Annotated in this window: 23 protein-coding genes; 7 read left to right on the top strand and 16 right to left on the bottom strand. The window is 59.4% G+C overall.

Translation table 11 applies throughout. From position 1 onward, the window contains the following. Nucleotides 1–26: 26 nt before the first annotated feature. From AVCG78_RS14975 to rplS, 7 genes are all read right to left on the bottom strand, one after another. Entirely contained in the window at nt 27–851 is an 825-nt protein-coding gene (locus AVCG78_RS14975) for an amino acid ABC transporter permease (RefSeq protein ID WP_156601692.1), read from the bottom strand. A gap of 17 nt (nt 852–868) precedes the next feature. Continuing rightward, nucleotides 869–1,666: a transporter substrate-binding domain-containing protein gene (locus tag AVCG78_RS14970; RefSeq protein ID WP_071203041.1), complete on the bottom strand. Its 798-nt coding sequence runs from the start codon at nt 1,664–1,666 to the stop codon at nt 869–871. A 104-nt stretch (nt 1,667–1,770) separates the two neighbouring features. Beyond that, complete coding sequence (gene copD / locus AVCG78_RS14965) at nt 1,771–2,649, bottom strand: copper homeostasis membrane protein CopD (protein ID WP_071203039.1); 879 nt, start codon at nt 2,647–2,649, stop codon at nt 1,771–1,773. Continuing rightward, entirely contained in the window at nt 2,646–3,023 is a 378-nt protein-coding gene (gene copC, locus AVCG78_RS14960; protein ID WP_081355241.1) for a copper homeostasis periplasmic binding protein CopC, read from the bottom strand. Before copC ends, copD begins: the two co-directional genes overlap by 4 nt. A gap of 64 nt (nt 3,024–3,087) precedes the next feature. Beyond that, nucleotides 3,088–4,500 carry a PepSY-associated TM helix domain-containing protein gene (locus AVCG78_RS14955; protein ID WP_071203037.1) on the bottom strand — a complete coding sequence of 471 codons (1,413 nt, stop codon included), beginning with the start codon at nt 4,498–4,500 and terminating at the stop codon, nt 3,088–3,090. A gap of 238 nt (nt 4,501–4,738) precedes the next feature. Beyond that, nucleotides 4,739–5,116, bottom strand: a complete 378-nt coding sequence (locus AVCG78_RS14950; RefSeq protein ID WP_234627054.1) for a hypothetical protein — start codon at nt 5,114–5,116, stop codon at nt 4,739–4,741. A gap of 250 nt (nt 5,117–5,366) precedes the next feature. Beyond that, nucleotides 5,367–5,909: a 50S ribosomal protein L19 gene (gene rplS, locus AVCG78_RS14945; protein WP_070153199.1), complete on the bottom strand. Its 543-nt coding sequence runs from the start codon at nt 5,907–5,909 to the stop codon at nt 5,367–5,369. A 273-nt stretch (nt 5,910–6,182) separates the two neighbouring features. On the opposite strand from rplS, the gene AVCG78_RS14940 reads away from it, so the two are divergent. Further along, nucleotides 6,183–6,926: a sulfite exporter TauE/SafE family protein gene (locus tag AVCG78_RS14940; protein WP_071203033.1), complete on the top strand. Its 744-nt coding sequence runs from the start codon at nt 6,183–6,185 to the stop codon at nt 6,924–6,926. Here AVCG78_RS14940 and trmD read toward each other — a convergent pair. The 6 genes from trmD to AVCG78_RS14910 all read right to left on the bottom strand — a co-directional run bounded on the left by trmD (nt 6,908) and on the right by AVCG78_RS14910 (nt 11,534). Further along, nucleotides 6,908–7,627 carry a tRNA (guanosine(37)-N1)-methyltransferase TrmD gene (trmD, locus tag AVCG78_RS14935; RefSeq protein ID WP_071203032.1) on the bottom strand — a complete coding sequence of 240 codons (720 nt, stop codon included), beginning with the start codon at nt 7,625–7,627 and terminating at the stop codon, nt 6,908–6,910. The two genes, AVCG78_RS14940 and trmD, sit on opposite strands and share 19 nt — an antisense overlap. 1 nt (nt 7,628) lies before the next feature. Continuing rightward, nucleotides 7,629–8,201, bottom strand: coding sequence for a ribosome maturation factor RimM (gene rimM / locus AVCG78_RS14930; protein ID WP_041697211.1), 573 nt, complete (start codon nt 8,199–8,201; stop codon nt 7,629–7,631). 124 nt (nt 8,202–8,325) lie between these two features. After that, nucleotides 8,326–8,697: a 30S ribosomal protein S16 gene (gene rpsP / locus AVCG78_RS14925; protein ID WP_015917458.1), complete on the bottom strand. Its 372-nt coding sequence runs from the start codon at nt 8,695–8,697 to the stop codon at nt 8,326–8,328. Between the two features lie 64 nt (nt 8,698–8,761). After that, nucleotides 8,762–9,094, bottom strand: a complete 333-nt coding sequence (locus AVCG78_RS14920) for a chorismate mutase (RefSeq protein ID WP_015917457.1) — start codon at nt 9,092–9,094, stop codon at nt 8,762–8,764. 12 nt (nt 9,095–9,106) lie between these two features. After that, on the bottom strand, nt 9,107–10,678 hold the full coding sequence (ffh, locus tag AVCG78_RS14915; protein ID WP_071203028.1) for a signal recognition particle protein: 1,572 nt from the start codon (nt 10,676–10,678) through the stop codon (nt 9,107–9,109). 262 nt (nt 10,679–10,940) lie between these two features. Next, nucleotides 10,941–11,534, bottom strand: a complete 594-nt coding sequence (locus AVCG78_RS14910; protein WP_071203026.1) for a hypothetical protein — start codon at nt 11,532–11,534, stop codon at nt 10,941–10,943. Nucleotides 11,535–11,627: 93 nt separating this feature from the next. Here AVCG78_RS14910 and AVCG78_RS14905 point away from each other — a divergent pair, with 93 nt between their 5' ends. The 6 genes from AVCG78_RS14905 (at nt 11,628) to AVCG78_RS14880 (ending at nt 17,611) form a co-directional block, all read left to right on the top strand. Then, the gene (locus AVCG78_RS14905; RefSeq protein WP_071203025.1) at nt 11,628–12,623 is read left to right on the top strand and encodes an MBL fold metallo-hydrolase; all 996 of its coding nucleotides are present in this window, start codon (nt 11,628–11,630) and stop codon (nt 12,621–12,623) included. A gap of 71 nt (nt 12,624–12,694) precedes the next feature. Beyond that, nucleotides 12,695–13,606, top strand: coding sequence for a diaminopimelate epimerase (gene dapF, locus AVCG78_RS14900; protein WP_071203024.1), 912 nt, complete (start codon nt 12,695–12,697; stop codon nt 13,604–13,606). Further along, nucleotides 13,603–14,877 (top strand): tRNA (N(6)-L-threonylcarbamoyladenosine(37)-C(2))-methylthiotransferase MtaB, encoded by a 1,275-nt coding sequence (gene mtaB / locus AVCG78_RS14895; protein ID WP_071203023.1) that lies wholly within the window; start codon nt 13,603–13,605, stop codon nt 14,875–14,877. Before dapF ends, mtaB begins: the two co-directional genes overlap by 4 nt. 22 nt (nt 14,878–14,899) lie before the next feature. Next, on the top strand, nt 14,900–16,300 hold the full coding sequence (gene ftsY, locus AVCG78_RS14890; RefSeq protein WP_071203022.1) for a signal recognition particle-docking protein FtsY: 1,401 nt from the start codon (nt 14,900–14,902) through the stop codon (nt 16,298–16,300). Between the two features lie 73 nt (nt 16,301–16,373). Next, nucleotides 16,374–17,024, top strand: a complete 651-nt coding sequence (locus AVCG78_RS14885) for a septation protein A (RefSeq protein WP_015917450.1) — start codon at nt 16,374–16,376, stop codon at nt 17,022–17,024. Then, on the top strand, nt 17,021–17,611 hold the full coding sequence (locus tag AVCG78_RS14880; protein ID WP_081355239.1) for a DUF2585 domain-containing protein: 591 nt from the start codon (nt 17,021–17,023) through the stop codon (nt 17,609–17,611). Before AVCG78_RS14885 ends, AVCG78_RS14880 begins: the two co-directional genes overlap by 4 nt. Here the strand turns inward: AVCG78_RS14880 and AVCG78_RS14875 are convergent. Genes AVCG78_RS14875 through AVCG78_RS14865 form a run of 3 tightly spaced genes read right to left on the bottom strand, consistent with a single transcriptional unit; the run spans nt 17,586 to nt 19,161 of the window. Then, entirely contained in the window at nt 17,586–18,212 is a 627-nt protein-coding gene (locus tag AVCG78_RS14875) for a DsbE family thiol:disulfide interchange protein (protein ID WP_071203021.1), read from the bottom strand. The two genes, AVCG78_RS14880 and AVCG78_RS14875, sit on opposite strands and share 26 nt — an antisense overlap. Further along, a complete protein-coding gene (ccmD, locus tag AVCG78_RS14870) occupies nt 18,212–18,382 on the bottom strand; it encodes a heme exporter protein CcmD (protein WP_071203020.1) in 171 nt (56 codons plus the stop codon). The genes AVCG78_RS14875 and ccmD overlap by 1 nt, the downstream gene beginning before the upstream one ends. Next, nucleotides 18,379–19,161 (bottom strand): heme ABC transporter permease, encoded by a 783-nt coding sequence (locus AVCG78_RS14865; RefSeq protein ID WP_071205388.1) that lies wholly within the window; start codon nt 19,159–19,161, stop codon nt 18,379–18,381. Before AVCG78_RS14865 ends, ccmD begins: the two co-directional genes overlap by 4 nt. Nucleotides 19,162–19,184 lie beyond the last annotated feature (23 nt).

The raw sequence follows: 19,184 nt of genomic DNA, 5'->3' as shown, positions 1-19,184 counted from the left end.
TTCCATCAAATGCAGGGACTGAACATCTAGGTTCGCTGGCCATCGCGGGACCGCATCCGTTTTTCCAAGCGCCGCAGGATGAGGGACAGGCCGATGGTGAGGATCAGATAAATATAGGCGACGATGGAATAGGTCTCGAAAAACCGGAAGGACCCGGAGGCATAGATCTTTCCTGCCTGGCTGATATCGGCGACGCCCAGCACCGAGACCAGCGATGAATCCTTGACCATGGCGACAAAGTCGTTGGAGAGCGGCGGGAAAATCACCCGTATGGCTTGAGGCAGTATCACCAGGCGAAACCGCTGCGTCCGGTTCAGTCCCAGCGATTTGGCGGCCTCGATCTGTCCCTTGTCGATGGATTCGATGCCGGCTCTGAAGATTTCGGCGATGAAGGCCGAATAACCGATGCAAAGCGCAAAAATCGTCCGCCACATCAGCGAGACATCGCGCACTTGAAGCGGTTCCAGCGAACCGGTGGAAACAAGCGGGGCGGTGAGGGTATTATAGAGAGCAACGAAGCCGGGCGCGCCGACGAAGGCCACGTAAAACAGCAGGACCAGGACCGGAATGCCCCTGACGATCTCGATATAGAATCGCGCGGCCTGACGCAGCACGATGCTATCGGCCATGCCCGCCAGCGCAATTAGCAGGCCAAGCATGGAGGCGAGCGCAAAACCGGTCAGCGTCACGAAAACGGTGACGCCGATACCGCGTGAGACGGTTTCGAACACCTGCCTATAGAGGTCGTTGACGGCGATGGTGATGGCCAGCGCCAGCGCCAGCAGGCCAAGCGCCACCAGCCACCAGGGGAAATCCTGCTTGCTACCGTTCGGAAGGGTCTGAAAGGCCATGGAAAGACGCCTGGCCGTCAATCACCCAGCTTGTAATCGAGGAACCATTTCTTGTTCAGGGCGTCGAACGTGCCATCGGCCTTCAGGGCAGCGATGGCGGCATTGATCGGCTTGACCAGATCCGAACCCTTTGGAAAGATGAAGCCGAAATCTTCCGTACCCAGCGGTTCGCCGATGATTTTCAAGGCGCCACCGGAGGCATCGACATAGCCTTTGCCCGCCGTGCTGTCGGTGAGCACCAGATCGACATCGCCGGTTTTCAAGGCCTGTACGGTCGCGCCAAAGGTTTCGAACAGTTTGATACGTGGGTTCTGTTCGTTGCCGTCAAGCACTTCATAGACGGCGGTGTAGAACGGGCTTGTGCCTGGCTGCGCGGCGATCAGGCCCTTGTCGAAGGCTTTGAAGCTCTTGGCGTCGGTAAAGCGGGCTTCATCGCCGCGCACCAGCATCAATTGCTGCGAGCGCATATAGGGATCGGAGAAATCGACCTTTTCCTTGCGGTCTTCCTTGATGGTGATGCCGGTCATGCCAATATTATATTGGCCGTCGGAAACCGCCTGGATCATCGCGTCCCAGGACGTGTTCTGATATTCAACTTTGAAATTCAGCCGCTTGGCGATCTCGTTCATGGCGTCGTATTCCCAACCGATCGCCTTGCCACTCTTCGGGTCGACGAATTGCAGTGGCGGATAGGCATTTTCCGTGACGACGACAACGGTCTTGCCACCCAGATCCGGCAGGTCGGCGGCAATAGCGGCGAAGGGGGCAAGGAAAAGCGCGGAAAGACCGGCAAGGATGGCGCGGCGCAAAGACATGAAATATCTCCTGGATCGGGTTGGCAAGACACTGTCACAGGTGATCCATGCATTTCAAGGGATTACAGCATGACCTCTGTCCTGGGAGTGTTGCAATTGCGCCGTTATCCAGGCGGCATCGTTCCAAAGGCGGATACCAGTGCCACGGCGATCAGGCCAAGCGCGCATTCCGCCAGCGTGCCAATCTTGATGGCCCGTACGGCCTGAACCGGGCTTCGATGCAGTTGCGGCACGAAAACATAACGGTTGACGACGGCAATCGTCACCATCGCAGCGACGGCGGCTATCTTCAGGGCCAGCCATTGTTGATAGGGTGCCGCCATGTCGAGTGACAGACCAGTGATCAGCCAGACATTCAGCATCCCGCTGACCAGCGTCAGTGCCACGGCGACATGGCCGATGGTGGAAAATCGCATCAACGCAGTCAGGGCCGGTGTCCGGGTTCGAGGATCCTGCATGGCGTTTAATAGCAACAGAACGGGCGGTAAGGCACCAAGCCACAGGCTTGCGGATAGCAGATGCAGGCTATGATTGGCGCGGTGCAGCAGGCCGATCAAGCCTCCTTGCGCCACCGCATGGCCGCTGAGGCTAAGGCTCATCAACAGGGGTGCACCCAGCAGCGTTACGACAGGCCCACGATGGCGGGGTAATGTATAATAGCCAAGGACCAGCACCAGGGCGAGCCCGGCCTGAAGCCCGAACGCCCTGCCGCTTTGCGTGGCTGTTAGCAGGTCAATCATCAATGTCGAGGTCACGCTCTGCCAACCATCACCGAGCATGGCACTCTGGGCGGCGATCTTGCCAGTTCCGGCTATTGCCAGCAACCAGAGGGCAGGCTGATAAAACCGGGCAAGGTGCTGCGCGATGCCTGCCGAAAGGTTTTTCGGCACGGCGAGCCACAGAAAACCATGCGCGCCCCAGAGGAAGAGCGCGCAGGCGTCGAACACCAGGCGGCAGAGGATGTTGACCTGTTCGGGTGTCACGGCTTGACGGTAAAGCTGGTCGTACCGTTGGACTTATGACCATCGACCGACAGAACATGCCATTCGACACTATAGGCGCCAGGAGCAAGCGGCTCACTGAGCGGAACGCTCAGGCCCTTGCCGTCCTTGCTGACCACGGCTTCACCGGTCTTGATCTTTTGCTGTTGCGGGCCGGTGATATCGACGCCGGAAAATTTCGGCTCAAGCCCTTCGGTAAAGCTGAGGTCGATGGTTTTCGGAGCGCTGGCAATGGTCGCCTTGTCCGCCGGGGCGACGGTGGCCAGATGAGCGTGGGCGAAGGCTTGGCCTGCCAGGGCCAGGGCGCCGAAGAGGGCAAATGTGGCTAGTGTTCTGGATGTGACAGTCATGATCATGTCCTTTGGTTTTGGGTGGGATGGATTGCTGGCGGCTTTCGATGCGCCGCCTTTGAGTGTCGGTTTAGCTCAATGCCCTTTTCAACGGCCTGATCCGGCGGATCAGCACCATATCGAGCAGGAGTACAGCCAGCAGCGCCGCGCCCGTCAGCGGAAACAGCAGGGAGGTGAGCAGCATGACGATCGCTCCGGTTTTCCAGAGGCGCATGTCGGATGGATAGGCAGGCGCCATCAGCCGTGACGCGCCTTTCGGACGGCGTATCCACCACATGACGATGCCGCTGACGCTGAGGAAAATCACCGCCAGACAGTAAACGGTGACCAGTGCCAGATTCCACAGGCCAATCGTGCCCATGTGAAAGGAAACGCCCACGGCCATGGCCTTGCCAGCCAGACCATAGTTTTCATATTTGATATCGGCCAGCACCTTGCCGCTATAGCGGTCGATATGCACGGTGCGGTCCAACAGCGGGTTGGTGCTGTCATTGCTCATCGTATCGCGCGAAATACTCCAGACGCCGGTTTCGTCCTTGGGGAAATTCAGCTGGAAGCGGTGATCGAAGCCGATGGCGCGGGCAAAGGCGATGACATTGTCCAGCGTCACCGTCTGTCCACCCGGCAGGCCGGCATGACCGGCGGCGGAGCCGGACATCGGCATGGGGGCCTGTTCCAGCGTCCAGGGAACATCCTTGATACTGCCATGGTTCATGGTGGCGTGGGTCGCATCGGATAATGGGGCATCGCTCCATTTGCCAATCGGGAAGGTGCTCCAGGCCTGAGTGAATTTTTCGCCCCAGATGCCTGCCCAACTCAAACCCGAGACCAGAAAGACCAGAAGCAGGATCGAAGCATAAAAGCCGATGGTGCGGTGCAGGGATTTCCACAGCTGGCGACCCTTTTCGGCAAAGCTTGGAATGAGCAGGCGCAAATAGCTCTCGCCTTGACGCGGCCACCACATGTAAAGCCCGGTGATGATCAGCACCACGCCGAACCCGGCGGCGATTTCGATCAGCCGGTCGCCGAGCGTGCCAATCAGCAGGTCGCCGTGAATGCTTTCGGCCAGGTCGTAGAGCGCGGTGCGGCGGCTCCATTGACCCAGCACTTGCGCGTCATAAGGATTGATGGCGACCATCATAGACTCTTGGCCCCGGTTAACCCGGAAAACCGCCACACTCTCTGGCGTGGCTGGTGCGATATATTGAGCGATAACCCCGCCTGGAATGGCGGAAAGTGCGGCGTCTGCCTGTTGTGAGACAAGCGTCTGGGCAGATGTGGGGGTGACGGTGAAAGCCTTTTCTCCGTCGCGTCCGACCAGGGTAGCGCTCCACATCATGATCAGCCCGGTCACGGCCAGCACAATCAGGAAAGGAGCGACGTAGAGCCCGGCATAGAAATGCCAGCGCCAGGCGGCAAAATAAAATCCTTTGGTTGAGACTGCTACCGGCTTTTCGACCGGCAGGGATGTGATGGTGGACATGGTTGAAACCTTGGAAGGATGCCTGATGGCTTGGCTTGCTGGACATGCAACGGGCGGACCTGCAAACGCATGTGATCCGGCAAAGCCCGCAGGGCCATAGGCATGAAATCTGATGGAGCTGAGCGTCAGTCGAAGGAAAAACCCTGTTTGACCAAACCCTGCTGCCGATGATGACCATGCGTTCCTCGCCCTGCTGCAAGAGAGGCAGGGCGCAACAGAAGCATGGCCGGATCAGATGTTAGCCAAGGGGTGGGGCGCGGGGCGCGCTATTGGGGGGAAAGATCCGGGCGATAACCGGTTCTTGTACAGGCGGACTTGCCGTTTCAAGACTGGCTCGGGCCGTCACGCCAATCGTATCCGCAGGCATGGGCAACAGAATGGAGGCGCCGATACGGCAGGCTTCGCAGCCGCTTTGGGATAGATGCCCGTGGGCTTTGCCGTGATCTTCAGGCGCAAAGGAGGTTTGGCTGGAGATGCACAGGACCGGTAGCGAACCATCCGGCAGGGTATAGGCGGCAAATTCCGTTGGGATTTGCGGTGTTGCAAAAGCCTGAGGGGCTTTATGGGCAAAGCCAATGGCGACAACAGCGATCATGCACCAGACGTGCACCGCCATTTGCCATGTCATTCGCCTTGCGCGCATCCGCTTTCCCTTGATCGTGCCGGTTCTTGCCGAACCGCCACAGCCTGATCAGCAGTAAGGGGGAGACCGCAATGTTTCAAGATCAATGTCTGGCAACGGCCCTGCGTCGCGTGGCCGCAGGGTTATTCCTGTGCTGCCCCTGTGTTGCCAATGTGTTGAATGAGCGGATGGCAACAAAAAAGGCGGCCCGAAGACCGCCTTTTTCAGAAAGACTATGCCAGACTTATTCAGCCGAACCTTCGGCAGCCTTTGCTGCTTCGGCTTCAGCGGCGGCAGCCTTTTCGGCGGCTTCTGCTGCGGCCTTTTCAGCGGCGAGAGCCTGTGCTGCTGCAACCTTTTCAGCTTCCAGGCGGGCCTTTTCCTCGGCCAGTGCTGCGCGCTCGGAGTCGTTCAGCTTGCGGGCGCGGGTGCCGGTGTTTTCAACGATACGGGCAGATTTGCCGCGACGGTCGCGCAGGTAGTAAAGCTTGGCGCGACGGACCTTACCGCGACGGACCACTTCGACGCTTTCGACCAGCGGCGAATAGACCGGGAAAACGCGCTCGACGCCTTCGCCGTAGGAAATCTTGCGAACGGTGAAGCTTTCGTTGATGCTGCCGCCGGAGCGGGCAATGCAAACGCCTTCATAGGCCTGTACGCGGGTACGGTTGCCTTCCGTGACGCGGACGTTGACGCGCAGCGTATCGCCAGGAGAAAATTCCGGCAGGGTGCGCTTGGCTTCGATCTTGGCGGCCTGTTCGGCTTCCAGCTGCTGAATGATGTTCATCGGTTTAACCTTTTCAAGTTCTTCTGAAACAGCCAGAGCGCTCATCACTCATCCCTGGGTCATAGCCTCGGGATGACGCCTTGCGGCGGGAGCGGTTTCGCAGTTCTTTGTTTTCGGTCTTTTCAGTCTCGTCGACGGGATTACACCCGTTTCTGCGCCTGCCCTTATACCAATCGGTCCGGCTTGTCATCCCTTGCTCCCAAGAATTTTGCTCGGGTGATCGGCTTGCGCGGGCCGCAGCCTCTTGCAATAACGGCGCGGGGGGAGCCATTCATGTCAATCGAAATCATCAGTCTGATGTTTGTCGCCGGGTTTTTCTCGGCGGTGGTCAATGCCATTGCCGGTGGCGGCACGTTTCTGACCTTCGGGGTGCTGACTTTGGCGGGCCTGCCATCGGTCACGGCCAATGCAACCTCCTCCATCATCCAGTTTCCCGGCTATATCACCTCGACGCTCGCCTATCGGCGTGAAATCGCTGCCCATTGGAAAAGTGCTGCGCTACTGTCGTTCATCTCAGCCGTTGGTTCGCTGGTCGGCGCGTTGATCCTGATCTCCCTCTCCAATCCCACCTTTAGCCGCTTGGTACCATGGTTGTTGCTGATGGCAACGCTGGTGTTTGCGCTTGGTCCCCGGCTGAGGCGCAAGGCTGATCAGCAGCACCCCGCCAACCTGCTCGGATTGCTGTTGCAGGGCATCACCTCCGTCTATGGCGGATTTTTCGGGGCGGGCATGGGCATTATGATGCTGGCCTCGCTGCAATTTGCCAGCGGCGGCGATTACCACCACCTGAACGCGCTGAAGAACCTGCTGGCTATTGTCATCGCCGCGATTGCCATCCTGGTGTTTGCAACGGCTGGCGCGGTGTCGTGGCTGCATGCGGGCATCATGCTGCCTGCGGCGGCATTGGGTGGCTATGCTGGCGTGCACATGGCCAAGCGCGCACCGCAGACATTGCTGCACTGGCTGGTGATCGCCGCTGGCTTGTCGCTGGCGATCTACTACTTTTTTAAAGGCTGATTGGCCTGGGGTTGATTTGCTGAGGGCTGAGAAAGCAAATCGGGCCGCCGCTCGCGGGTCAGATTTATAGATTGCTCCTGGCGCCAGGTCTCGATGGCACCGTGATTGCCCGAGGTCAGCACCGCCGGGATCTCGCGTCCCTCAAAGACTTGCGGACGGGTATAATGCGGATGTTCCAGCAATCCGCCCTCGAAGCTTTCATGCAGGCCGGACAGGTCATTGCCCATCACGCCGGGGATGATGCGCACCACGGCATCCAGAAGCGTCAGGGCCGCTGGCTCTCCGCCTGAGAGAATATAATCGCCGATGGAGACTTCCTCCAGATTGCGGGCCTCGATGACCCGCTGGTCGACACCCTCAAACCGTCCGCAGACGATCACCACGCCGCTACCGCCAGCGATTTCGCGGACCCGTTTCTGGGTGAGCGGCCTGCCCCGTGGGCTCATCAGCAGGCGGGGGCGCTCATCGTTTCCCAGACTGTCGATCGCTCTGGCCAACACATCCGGCTTCAGCACCATGCCTGCACCGCCGCCTGCAGGCGTATCATCAACGCTGCGGTGCTTGTCACTGGCGAAATCGCGGATCTGCACCGCCTCCATGGCCCATTGGCCGCGTTCCAGCGCCCGGCCTGCCAGCGACACGCCGAGGTGGCCCGGAAACATCTCCGGGTAGAGGGTCAGCACGGTTGCCTGAAAGGTCATATCAACGGCCGCCGCTCTTCGGCTTGCCGTCGGCGCTGAATGGTTCCTCGCTCCCGTCGTCCTTCAGGCCCGCGGCCTCCGGATCGATCAACAGCTTGCCTTCCTCCAGATCGATTTGCAGCACGGCGGCCTCGGAAAACGGCACAAGAACGGGGCGTTTGCCCGGTCCTTTTACTTCCAGCAGATCGCCTGCGCCGAAATCGAACACTGCCGTCACGGTGCCATAGCTATTGCCTTCGGCATCCACCACCGCCAGACCCTCCAGATCGGCATAGTAGAATTCGTCATCATCAAGTTCTTCATCGGGCAGGGCGCTTCGCTCGATAAACAGTTCCAGCCCGTTCAAGGCCTCGGCGGCATTGCGGTCATTGACGCCGCGAAAGCGCACCACGACAACGGTTTTCGCCTCACGAATATCCAGCACCTCAAAGACCCGGCCATCACCGGCATGCAGTTTGCCGTAATCGCCAAGCGCCATCGGATCGGCGGTGAAGGACTTCACCCGCACTTCGCCACGGAGGCCCTGGGCGGCACCGATAACGGCCATCAGCACGGGATTTTCAAGCTTGGTCATGGCGGATGAAGGTCCTTGGCGACAGTCTGGGGCTGTTTGAAAATGGGTAGACGCGGAGGAAGAATAAACGACAAACGGGCGACATGAAACCATGCCGCCCGTCGGTCAAATCATTTCAAACCGATTATTCAGCGGCTTCGGCAGTGGCAGCAGCCAGGGCATCAGCCTTCTGCTTCTTTTCAGCCAGACGCTCGACAGCGCGCTTGCCGGGCTTTGCCTTTTCAGGGTTGCTGCGTGCAGCGCGTTCAGCCAGGCCAGCTTCTGCGAGGAACTTCAGAACGCGGTCGGTCGGCTGTGCGCCCTTGGCAATCCATTCCTTGATACGGTCGGCGTTCAGTTCAACGCGCTTTTCATTGTCCTTGCCGAGCATCGGGTTCCAGGAACCAACCTTTTCCAGGAAACGGCCATCGCGTGGGCTGCGGGCGTCGGCGATGACGATCTGGTAGTAAGGACGCTTCTTGGAACCGCCGCGGGCGAGACGAATCTTGAGGGACATGGGTATACTCCTTGGTTTTTAACCGGCGCGGTCTGTGGCGTCCGGTCTGTTGTTGAGGCCGCCGTCAGGCGGTCTGTTCCGTTTGACTGCTATGTTCAGCCGCAATGGCTTCATGATGCCGGATAACTTCCTTGATGATGAAATTCAGGAAAGTCTCGGCAAAATCCGGGTCGAGTTGGGCGTCCTTGGCAAGTTGCCGCAAACGTTCAATCTGGTATTCCTCCCGCGCCGGATCGGCGGCCGGAAGGTCGTATTTGGCTTTCAGCACGCCGACTGCCTGTGTGCAGCGGAAGCGTTCGGCCAGCATATGCACCAGTGCCGCGTCGATATTGTCAATCGACTGGCGGTAACCGGCAAGTTCCTGTCTGATGGCGGTATCAAACACGGGAAGGGACATCGGCAGCTATCCTCACTTCTTCTTTGGGAGACCGGGAAGACCGGGAAAGCCTCCACCAAGTCCGGGCAATTTTCCACCACCCAGGCCGGGAAGGCCGCCACCCATGCTACCACCAAGGCCCGGCGGGGGCTTGATGCCGGCGGCTTCAGCCTGGCGCGCCAGCGCTTCGAGCTGCTTGGGGTCCATGGAGCTGAGATCCGGCATGCCACCCATGCCGCCCATTCCACCCATGCCCATCTTGCCGGCCAGACCGCCCATCAGCTGCTTCATCATGCCGCCGCCCTTCTTGCCGCCCATCATTTTCATCATGTCGGCCATCTGGCGATGCATTTTCAAAAGCTTGTTGATCTCGGACGCATCGGTGCCGGAGCCCTTGGCAATGCGCTTCTTGCGGGAATGCTTGAGAATGTCGGGATTGGTGCGCTCGGCCTTGGTCATCGACGAGATGATGGCGATCTGGCGACCGAACATCTTGTCGTCCATGCCTGAGGCGGCCATCTTGTCCTTCATTCCGGCCATGCCGGGCATCAGGCCCATAATGCCGCCCATGCCGCCCATTTTCTGCATCTGGCGCAGCTGGTCGGCGAGGTCGTCGAGATCGAACTTGCCCTTGGCCATCTTGGCGGCCATGGCGGCGGCCTTTTCGGCGTCAATATTTTCAGCGGCCTTTTCGACCAGCGAAACGATATCGCCCATGCCGAGAATGCGGTCGGCGATCCGGCGTGGATGAAATTCATCCAGCTCCGTCATCTTTTCGCCGACGCCGATCAGCTTGATCGGCTTGCCGGTGACGGCGCGCATGGACAGGGCCGCGCCGCCACGGCCATCGCCGTCCATGCGGGTCAGGACCAAGCCGGTAATGCCGACGCGCTCATCGAAATTGCGGGCGAGATTGACGGCGTCCTGACCGGTCAGCGCATCGGCGACCAGCAGAATTTCGTGCGGCTTGGCATTCTTCTTGATGTCGGCCATTTCGACCATCAAGGGCTCGTCGATATGCGTACGGCCTGCGGTATCGAGGATGACGACGTCATGCCCGCCGAGCTTGGCCGCCTGCACGGCGCGGCTGGCAATATCGGTCGGTGACTGGCCTACAATGATTGGCAGCGTGTCGACGCCGGTCTGCACGCCCAATTGCCGCAATTGTTCCTGTGCGGCTGGACGGCGGGTGTCCAGCGAGGCCATCAGGACCTTTTTGCGATCGCGGTCGGTCAACCGCTTGGCGATCTTGCCGGTCGTCGTGGTCTTGCCCGAGCCCTGGAGGCCGACCATCATGATGACAACCGGGGCCGGTGCGTGCAGATCGATGGACACGCCCTCAGCACCCAGCATGTCCACCAATTCGTCATGGACGATCTTGACGACCATCTGGCCGGGCTTGATGGCTTTCAGAACGGCGGCACCAACCGCCTTTTCCCGCACCTTGTCGGTAAAGCTGCGCACCACTTCCAAGGCGACGTCGGCTTCCAGCAGGGCGCGGCGAACCTCCCGCAGGGCGGCGGAAACATCGGCTTCCGACAACGCGCCACGGCCGGTCAGTCCATTCAAGATGGAGCCAAGGCGGTCCTGCAGGTTCTCAAACATCGCATCATCCTCATGGGTTGGGTTGCCCCAAACCTCGGGTTTTCCTGTGCCGAAAACAAGACGCAAAGCCAAAAATCACCCGAGGGCGCATCGCGCTGTCGGGTGTTGACCTCCGGGAACTCTTTATACCTTTACGGGTCCCGGTCGGCGGCTCGGAGTCATGTCTCGTCGCAGATTTGGGAGCGGTAAACAGCAAAATGCCGCAGGAGTCAAGAATGCTTTGCCTTGAGCAGTGCGGATGAGGGCTTCGGGAGGGTATGCCTCACGGTTTTGCATAACCCTTGCTGTATTCTTCTTCATAGAAGGCCAGCCTGTCGTGCCACTGCATGATCGACTGGCCATCGCCACCGGCTTTTGCCTGGGCTGCGAGCTTTTGAACCCATTGTCCGGCTTCCTGCGAGAATTCGTAGACGGTAAGGCCGTGTTCCTCGAGAACCTTCTGTGGGTCGATGCCGAATTTGACAGCCGCTTGCAGGTGGCCTTGAACTCTCGCATAGTCTTCAAAGGTCGTAAGCCTGCCTTTCTGTGCCACCTGCATCGGGGCCTTGGCAAATCGACCGCTGTTGGGATTGGCAAATGCCTCGCCATAGAGACGGGAGAATTCGCGTTGCGGGTCGGGCGATTCTTTCCATGCCTTGGTAAAGCCAGCATCGACCTCCTGAAATTGCGTTTCGGTCACGCCCAGTATGTTCTCAACCTCGCTTTTGTCCATATTGTTGGCGATACGGGCGTTAGCGGCTGCCCATTCTTCAAAGGTCACGCCGTGAATGGGGGCGGGGATATTTTGCGCCCATGTCGGCGGGGCAAAAACAAAAGCCCAGGACGTAATCAGTACCGCTATTTTTATCAAATACATCCATATGTCCTATTTGCCAAAAAACGGTTGTAATCCATATCTAGGTGATCGTGACTTTCTGGGAAGTCATCGATTTTAACAATTGAAGATGTCATGACAAAAAATCCCTATTATCGCGGTCCCGTTTCCGACCATTTTGATGGAACCCGTTTTTTCAATCCTGGCGGTATCGCGCCCTTTGGCTTTAACTCCGTGATGCGCTGGAAGCTCAAAGGGCAGCGTGCTCGCTGGCCCAAGCAGGTCGAGTTGCCGGAAGGGCAGGCTCGGCCACTGCCGCGTGTCGAGGGTAAAGATCTGCGGGTGACGATGATCGGCCATGCCTCGATGCTGATCCAGGTTGGCGGGCTTAATATTCTGACCGATCCCGTCTGGTCCGACCGGGCCAGCCCGGTGGCATTTGCCGGGCCGAAGCGAGCGATCGCTCCGGGAATTCGGCTGAACGACTTGCCGACCATCGATGTGGTGCTGATCACCCATAATCATTACGACCATCTCGATGGAAAGACGCTGGCGCGCCTGCATCACGCATTTGCGCCGCATTTCGTCACGCCATTGGGCAATGATGTCACCATTCGCCGTGCCGTGCCTCTGGCTCATGTCAGCGTGCTGGATTGGGGTCAGCATCTGGCGGTCAGCGCCGATACCCGTGTCACCGCAGAACCCTGCCATCACTGGTCGGCGCGCGGGGCAAGGGATCGGCGCATGGCGCTGTGGGCTGCTTTTGTGCTCGAAACGCCTGCCGGCAAGATCTACCATATCGGCGATACCGGCTTTCACAATGGCATCAATTACCGGGCTGCAGCACGGAAATATGGAGGGTTCCGGCTGGCTAACCTGCCAATTGGCGCCTATGAGCCGCGCTGGTTCATGCGCGGCCAGCATCAGAACCCGCAGGAAGCGGTGGAGGGTTTTACGCTCTGCAATGCCTCTTTTGCCGTTGGCCATCATTTCGGAACGTTCCAACTGACCGACGAGCCGATCACGGAGCCGGTGGACCATCTGGCCGCCGCGTTGGAAGCGGCGGGCATTGCGCCCGAACGGTTCCGGCCTTTGCGGGCTGGCCAGGTGTTTGATGTGCCCGTTGGTTGAACCGCGCCGCCACTGGTAATTCCAGTGAAATTGCGCCATATAGCGCTCAACAACCGCAGGACAGGAAGGCTATGGGCAATCGGGTCGAATTCGCGAAGATGAACGGGCTTGGCAACAAGATCCTTGTCGTCGACATGCGCGGTCGCACCGACCGGGTCACGCCGCAGGCGGCCATTGCGCTGGCGGGTGATACTGAAACCCATTTCGACCAGATCATGGCGATCCATGATCCCAAGCTGACGGGTACTTTTGCCTATATCGACATTATCAATTGCGATGGCACGCTGGCGCAGGCCTGTGGCAACGGTACGCGCTGTGTGGTGCAGGCGCTGTCGGCGGAAACCGGCCTGAAGGCTTTCACCTTCCAGACGCTGGCCGGTATTCTCAATGCTGTCGAGCATGACGATGGGACGGTGTCCGTCGATATGGGCTCACCCGTGTTCGACTGGAACCGCATCCCGCTGTCGGAAGAATTTCACGATACCAGCCGGATCGAATTGCAGATCGGGCCGATTGATGCGCCGGTGCTGCATTCGCCTGCCGTGATGTCGATGGGCAATCCGCATGCGGTGTTCTGGGTGGACCGTGATCCGATGTCCTATGATCTGGAACGGTTCGGGCCGCTGCTCGAAAACCATCCGTTGTTTCCCGAAAAGGCCAATATTACTTTGGCGCAGGTGACATCCAGGACTGCGATGACGACCCGCACCTGGGAGCGCGGCGCTGGGCTGACGCTGGCCTGCGGTTCCGCCGCTTGTGCTGCGGGCGTTTCCGCTGCGCGCACCGGGCGCACCGAGCGCAAAGTGACGATCACCGTCGCCTCCAGCCCCAACCGCCAGGCCCTCGACATCGAATGGCGCGAGCGGGACGGGCATGTGATCATGACCGGTGCGGCAGAATGGGAATGGGCTGGACAGCTCGATCCGCAGACCGGCGACTGGCAGCGCGAGCAACAGGCTGGCCAAGAGGCTTCGGTCTCGTGAGCGACATAAACGTCATCACCTTCGGCTGCCGTCTCAATACCTACGAATCGGAAGTGATGAAGGCGGAGGCCGAAAAGGCGGGCCTTGATCAGGCCATTCTAGTCAATACCTGTGCGGTGACGGGCGAGGCGGTGCGTCAGGCCCGCCAAGCCATTCGCCGGGCTCGGCGTGAAAACCCGCAAGCGCGGATTATCGTCACCGGCTGTGCCGCCCAGACCGATGCCGCAGGCTTTGCCGCCATGCCGGAAGTGGATCTGGTGCTGGGCAATGAGGAAAAGCTGAAGGCCGAACATTACCGCGCCTTGCCGGATTTCGGCGTGGCAGCGGCGGAAAAGCTGCGCGTTAACGACATCATGAGCGTGACGGAGACCGCGCCGCAGATGGTCAGTCATATCGACGGCCATGTGCGTGGTTTCCTTCAGGTGCAGAACGGCTGCGACCATCGCTGCACCTTCTGCATCATCCCCTATGGACGCGGCAATTCGCGCTCCGTGCCGATGGGGGCCGTGGTGGATCAGGCGCGCAAGCTGGTGGAAAACGGCTACCGCGAAGTGGTGCTGACCGGCGTGGATGCCACCAGCTACGGCGCTGATCTGCCCGGCCAGCCCAGCCTTGGCCTGCTGGCAAAGACGCTGTTGAAACAGGTGCCTGACATTCTGCGCCTGCGGCTGTCGTCCATCGATAGCATCGAGGTTGACCGCCACTTGCTCGACCTGATCGCCGAAGAGCCGCGTTTCATGCCGCATCTGCACCTGTCGTTGCAGCATGGTGACGATATGATCCTGAAGCGGATGAAGCGCCGTCATTCAAGGGCGGATGCTTTGGCGTTTGCGACACAGGTCCGCGCCCTGCGGCCCGATTTCAGCTTTGGTGCGGACATGATTGCCGGTTTTCCGACCGAAACCGAGGAGATGGCGGCAAATTCCGCCCGGTTGGCGCAAGAGATCGGCATCGCCCATCTGCATGTCTTTCCCTATAGCCCACGGCCCGGCACACCGGCTGCCCGGATGCCGCAACTGGACCGCGCCTTGGTAAAAGCGCGTGCCGCCAGCCTTCGCGCGGTTGCCGAACAGTTGCATCATGCCCATCTTGAACACTTGGTTGGCTCACAGCAAAAGCTGCTGGTGGAGCGCAACGAAATGGCGCATACGCAGGACTTCACCCTCGTGGCCGCTCCGGGCCATCTGCCGGGTGCCCTTGTGGATGCGGTAATCGGCGGTCACAATGGGCGTCACCTGATTATGGAACAGACAGCCGCCGCTGCGGCCTGAACGTCGAAAAGCAAAGAACATCATGGCGCTTGGATTCATCAAAAAAGTCTTCACCTTTGGCAAGGACAAGCCAAGCGAACCAGGTGTGCCAAGCGAAACAGGTATACCAAGCGAAACAGGTGTCGATGCCGGGCTTTCCGCCGAGGAAAAAGCTGCCATTGCCGCCGAGAGCGAGCCGCATGACCGTGTGGAGCAATTGCCGCTCGCCGAAGATCCTGTTCTCGCCGAGGAGGTCGATACGGCGGGCGGGCCTTCCGATGATCTGACTGAGGATCAGGCTGATGAAGACGATGTGACGGCGGATGATCTGAGCCTGTTGCCACTCTCGCTGCTGGAAGCGGAAGAGGCTGCCGATGAGCACCCCTCTGACGCGACGCCTTCCTTCGACGAGTTGCTCGACGAGGCGGAAGGTGCTGCGCCCGGCACTGAGATCGCGCTGCCCAGGGGGTTTTCGACCGTGGTCGAGCCTCAGCCCGAGCCGGAAACGCCTGAGGTGAAACAGAGCTGGTTCCAGCGCCTCAAAGCCGGGCTGTTTCGCACCTCCTCGCAGCTCACCGGCCAGATCTCAGCGCTGTTCACCAAGCGCAAGCTGGACGAGGAGACACTGGAAGAGCTTGAAGATCTGCTGATCCAGGCCGATCTCGGCGTCGAGACTGCTATGCGTGTCACCGCCACCCTGTCGTCTGAGCGCTATGGCAAGGATGTGACCGGCGAGGACGTGACGCGGATCATGGCGGCCGAAATCGTCAAGGTGTTGAAGCCGGTGGCCAAGCCGCTGGCACTGGATCTCAATCACAAGCCGCATGTCATTCTCGTTGTCGGTGTCAACGGTACGGGCAAGACCACGACCATCGGCAAGCTGGCCGCCAAACTATCCGGCTCCGGCTTGAAAGTGATGCTGGCGGCGGGCGATACCTTTCGGGCGGCGGCCATCGAGCAGTTGAAAATCTGGGCGGATCGCACCGGCTCCACCTTTATCGGCACCAAGCTGGGCGCCGATGCTGCGGGGCTGGCCTATGATGCTTTCGAGAAGGCCAAGGCGGAGAAATCCGACGTGCTGATTATCGATACAGCCGGTCGCTTGCAGAACAAGACCGAATTGATGGATGAGCTGGAAAAGATCGTCCGGGTTCTCTCCAAGCTTGACCCGGATGCGCCGCATACCGTGTTGCAGACGCTGGATGCGACCACCGGCCAGAACGCCATGAACCAGGTGGAGATTTTCCGCAATGTCGCCGGTGTCAACGGCCTGATCATGACCAAGCTGGATGGCACAGCGCGCGGCGGTATTCTGGTCGCCATCGCCGCCAAGCACAAATTGCCGGTCTATTTCATTGGCGTTGGCGAAGGCGTGGATGATCTCGAACCCTTCGAGGCCGAGGATTTTGCCCGCGCCATTGCCGGTTTCGGCCCCTCAAGCTAAAGCACCCACCTTTAAATTCGACGCAATTTCACGTTAATCACCGTATTGAGCCCAAAGAGCAAAGCAGGATACCATGACAGCAGGAAACGCAGACCAGCAACCAAGTGCGGCAGAACAGCATCACCCCTTGCTGAAGCTGGCTTTGGAGCTTGGGCCGCTGCTGGTGTTCTTCTTCGGCAATCTGCGCGGCGAATGGCTGGCGGCGCATTTTCCGGCCCTGACCGCCATCGGCGGGCCGCTGCTGATTGCGACGGCGCTGTTCATGGTCGCCACCGTGGTGGCGCTGGTGGTGTCCAAGATCGTCTTCAAGCATTTGCCGGTCATGCCTTTTGTATCCGGCGTGGTGGTGCTGGTGTTCGGATCGCTGTCGATTTGGCTCCAGGACGACACATTCATCAAGATGAAGCCGACCATCGTCAACGCGCTGTTCGGCCTGGTGCTGCTTGGTGGATTACTGTTTGGCAAATCCTTGCTCGGCTATGTCTTCAACGCCGCCTTTCAGCTCGATGACGAGGGCTGGCGCAAGTTGACCCTGCGATGGGGTATTTTCTTCCTGTTCCTGTCGGTGTTGAACGAGGTGGTCTGGCGCAATTTCACCAATGATGTCTGGGTGAATTTCAAGGTCTGGGGAACGATGCCGATCACCATCCTGTTCACGCTGGCGCAGATGCCGCTGATCATGCGCCATTCCCTGGAAAATAAGGCGGAAGAGGGCGGCAAGTGAAGGCTGTAGCGGGAGCGCCGAAAACCCATCATGCCGCCTCGTTCTGGCTGGTCGTTCCCGTCATCATTCTGGCCGTGCAGATCTTGGCCGAGCATTTTATGGGCAGGATCTGGATCTGCTCCTGCGGCTATGTGAAGCTGTTCGAGGCGGGCGTGAATACATCGGGCAATTCCCAACACTTGGCTGATTGGTACACGCCCTCGCATATCATCCACGGATTCCTGTTTTATGGTCTCGGCTGGCTGGTGCTGCGGCGCGGGTCGTTCGGTCAGCGCCTGACGCTGGCAACCTTGATTGAGGCCGGTTGGGAATTGCTGGAAAATTCCCCCATCATCATCAATCGTTACCGTGCTGCGACCATGGCGGTTGGCTATGAAGGCGACAGCATCCTGAATTCGGCGATGGATACCGTGTTCATGGCGCTCGGCTTCCTGTTTGCAGCCCGTGTGCCGGTGTGGCTAACGATTGTCGTTGCCGTATTTTTCGAGTTGCTGACGGGGTATTTGATCCGCGACAATCTGACCCTGAATGTCATCATGCTGGTCTGGCCGGTGGATGCGATCAAGGCCTGGCAGGCGGCTTTGTAATGGCTTTGACGGCAAGCGCCCTATCGATAGCCGGATAAAGACCCTTTTCAATCGACTGCGCATCAAAAGGCCCGACCCGCTTATAAACAATCGTGCCATCCGGGGCGACAAGATAGCTTTCCGGGATACCGTACACGCCCCAATCAATCGCCGCCTTGCCGTTCGGGTCGATGCCGATGGCCTTGTAGGGATTGCCAAGCTCGCCCAAAAACCTGAGCGCGTTGTCGCTCTTGTCCTTGTAGTTGATGGCGACGATCTGGATGCGGGGGTCATTGCTCAACTGTTTCAGCAGCGGATGCTCATCCCGGCAGGGGACACACCAGGACGCAAACACATTGACCAGTGTCAGCTTGCCCGTGATGGCGGAAGAGGTCAGCGCCGGAAGGTTGGAGCCCTCCAGCGGTGGCAGGTTCAGGGGGGGCGCTTTGGTGCCGATCAGTGCGGAGGGAATATCGCTGACATTCTTGCCGTTGAAATCCTGATTATAGAGCATTTTTCCGGCAGTACCGGCGATCAGCGCAAAAACCGCAAGCGGAATGGCCGCCAGCAGGTAACGGGAGAGCCCGCGTTTTTCAGCGGTTTCCAGCCTGTTCTCAGCCATCAGAGCGCCTTTTCTGTCGATGGATCGGAACGACGGCGGATGCCGGAGGCTTCCAATGCCTTCAATTCTTTCTGACGGGCGCGGCCCTCCAGCCAGATCCAGAAGACCATGAACAGGATGGCAGCAGCGGTCAGCCCGTAGGCGGTGCCGATATAGAAAGCATATTTCATGATGTGCTCTCCTGCGAGGCGACCCGGGCGGCAAGACGGCGCTGGGCCATGATTCGCCGCCGCCAGATCTCGTTACGCATCGCCATCAAATGCAGAGTGAAGAACAGCAGCGTGAAGGCCAGCGCCATGATCAGCAAGGGCCGCAGAAACTCCGGATCGACGCTTGGACCGCCAAGCTTCATGATGCTGGCGGGCTGGTGCAGCGTATTCCACCATTCCACGGAAAATTTGATGATCGGAATATTGACGAAGCCGACCAGGATCAGCACCGAACTGATCCGTGCCGATTTTGACGGATCGTCCATGGCCCGGTTGAGGGCGATCAGGCCCAAATACATCAGGAATAGAATGAACACTGAGGTCAGGCGGGCATCGCCCCAGGCCCACCATGTTCCCCACATGGGCCGACCCCAGAGCGAGCCGGTGACCAGCGCGATGAAGGTGAAGGCTGCCCCCAGCGGTGCCGCGGCCCGATGGCTGACATCGGCCAGCGGATGACGCCAGACCAGCGTGCCGATGGCGGAAATCGCCATGACCGAATAGCACATCATCGCCAGCCAGGCGGCGGGCACATGAATATACATGATCCGCACCGTATCGCCCTGCTGGTAGTCGCCCTCTGTGGTGAAGGCCAGCGTCAGGCCGATGGCCAGCAGAATAACGGTTATTCCTGCCATCCATGGCAGGACACGCGCTACCAGTGCCAGAAACCGGGTCGGATTGGCCAGCGTATTTAATCGGGCAGTAAGCTTGGTCGAAGCAAGGCTATTGTCGGTCATGCTGCTTTCTACCCTGAGGATGG

It is taken from the genome of Gillisella vitis (assembly GCF_021559775.1).
Taxonomy (GTDB): Bacteria; Pseudomonadota; Alphaproteobacteria; order Rhizobiales; family Rhizobiaceae; genus Allorhizobium; species Allorhizobium ampelinum.
Note: the sequence above shows the minus strand (reverse complement) of the source record. Positions and strands in the feature narration are given on the sequence as shown.

Coding starts and splice junctions, on each gene's coding strand:
- AVCG78_RS14975 (WP_156601692.1), bottom strand. CDS start 851: ATGGCCTTTCAGACCCTTCCGAACGGTAGCAAGCAGGATTTCCCCTGG.
- AVCG78_RS14970 (WP_071203041.1), bottom strand. CDS start 1,666: ATGTCTTTGCGCCGCGCCATCCTTGCCGGTCTTTCCGCGCTTTTCCTT.
- copC (WP_081355241.1), bottom strand. CDS start 3,023: ATGATCATGACTGTCACATCCAGAACACTAGCCACATTTGCCCTCTTC.
- AVCG78_RS14955 (WP_071203037.1), bottom strand. CDS start 4,500: ATGTCCACCATCACATCCCTGCCGGTCGAAAAGCCGGTAGCAGTCTCA.
- AVCG78_RS14950 (WP_234627054.1), bottom strand. CDS start 5,116: ATGGCGGTGCACGTCTGGTGCATGATCGCTGTTGTCGCCATTGGCTTT.
- rplS (WP_070153199.1), bottom strand. CDS start 5,909: ATGAACATCATTCAGCAGCTGGAAGCCGAACAGGCCGCCAAGATCGAA.
- AVCG78_RS14940 (WP_071203033.1), top strand. CDS start 6,183: ATGTCAATCGAAATCATCAGTCTGATGTTTGTCGCCGGGTTTTTCTCG.
- trmD (WP_071203032.1), bottom strand. CDS start 7,627: ATGACCTTTCAGGCAACCGTGCTGACCCTCTACCCGGAGATGTTTCCG.
- rimM (WP_041697211.1), bottom strand. CDS start 8,201: ATGACCAAGCTTGAAAATCCCGTGCTGATGGCCGTTATCGGTGCCGCC.
- rpsP (WP_015917458.1), bottom strand. CDS start 8,697: ATGTCCCTCAAGATTCGTCTCGCCCGCGGCGGTTCCAAGAAGCGTCCT.
- AVCG78_RS14920 (WP_015917457.1), bottom strand. CDS start 9,094: ATGTCCCTTCCCGTGTTTGATACCGCCATCAGACAGGAACTTGCCGGT.
- ffh (WP_071203028.1), bottom strand. CDS start 10,678: ATGTTTGAGAACCTGCAGGACCGCCTTGGCTCCATCTTGAATGGACTG.
- AVCG78_RS14910 (WP_071203026.1), bottom strand. CDS start 11,534: ATGTATTTGATAAAAATAGCGGTACTGATTACGTCCTGGGCTTTTGTT.
- AVCG78_RS14905 (WP_071203025.1), top strand. CDS start 11,628: ATGACAAAAAATCCCTATTATCGCGGTCCCGTTTCCGACCATTTTGAT.
- dapF (WP_071203024.1), top strand. CDS start 12,695: ATGGGCAATCGGGTCGAATTCGCGAAGATGAACGGGCTTGGCAACAAG.
- ftsY (WP_071203022.1), top strand. CDS start 14,900: ATGGCGCTTGGATTCATCAAAAAAGTCTTCACCTTTGGCAAGGACAAG.
- AVCG78_RS14885 (WP_015917450.1), top strand. CDS start 16,374: ATGACAGCAGGAAACGCAGACCAGCAACCAAGTGCGGCAGAACAGCAT.
- AVCG78_RS14875 (WP_071203021.1), bottom strand. CDS start 18,212: ATGGCTGAGAACAGGCTGGAAACCGCTGAAAAACGCGGGCTCTCCCGT.
- ccmD (WP_071203020.1), bottom strand. CDS start 18,382: ATGAAATATGCTTTCTATATCGGCACCGCCTACGGGCTGACCGCTGCT.
- AVCG78_RS14865 (WP_071205388.1), bottom strand. CDS start 19,161: ATGACCGACAATAGCCTTGCTTCGACCAAGCTTACTGCCCGATTAAAT.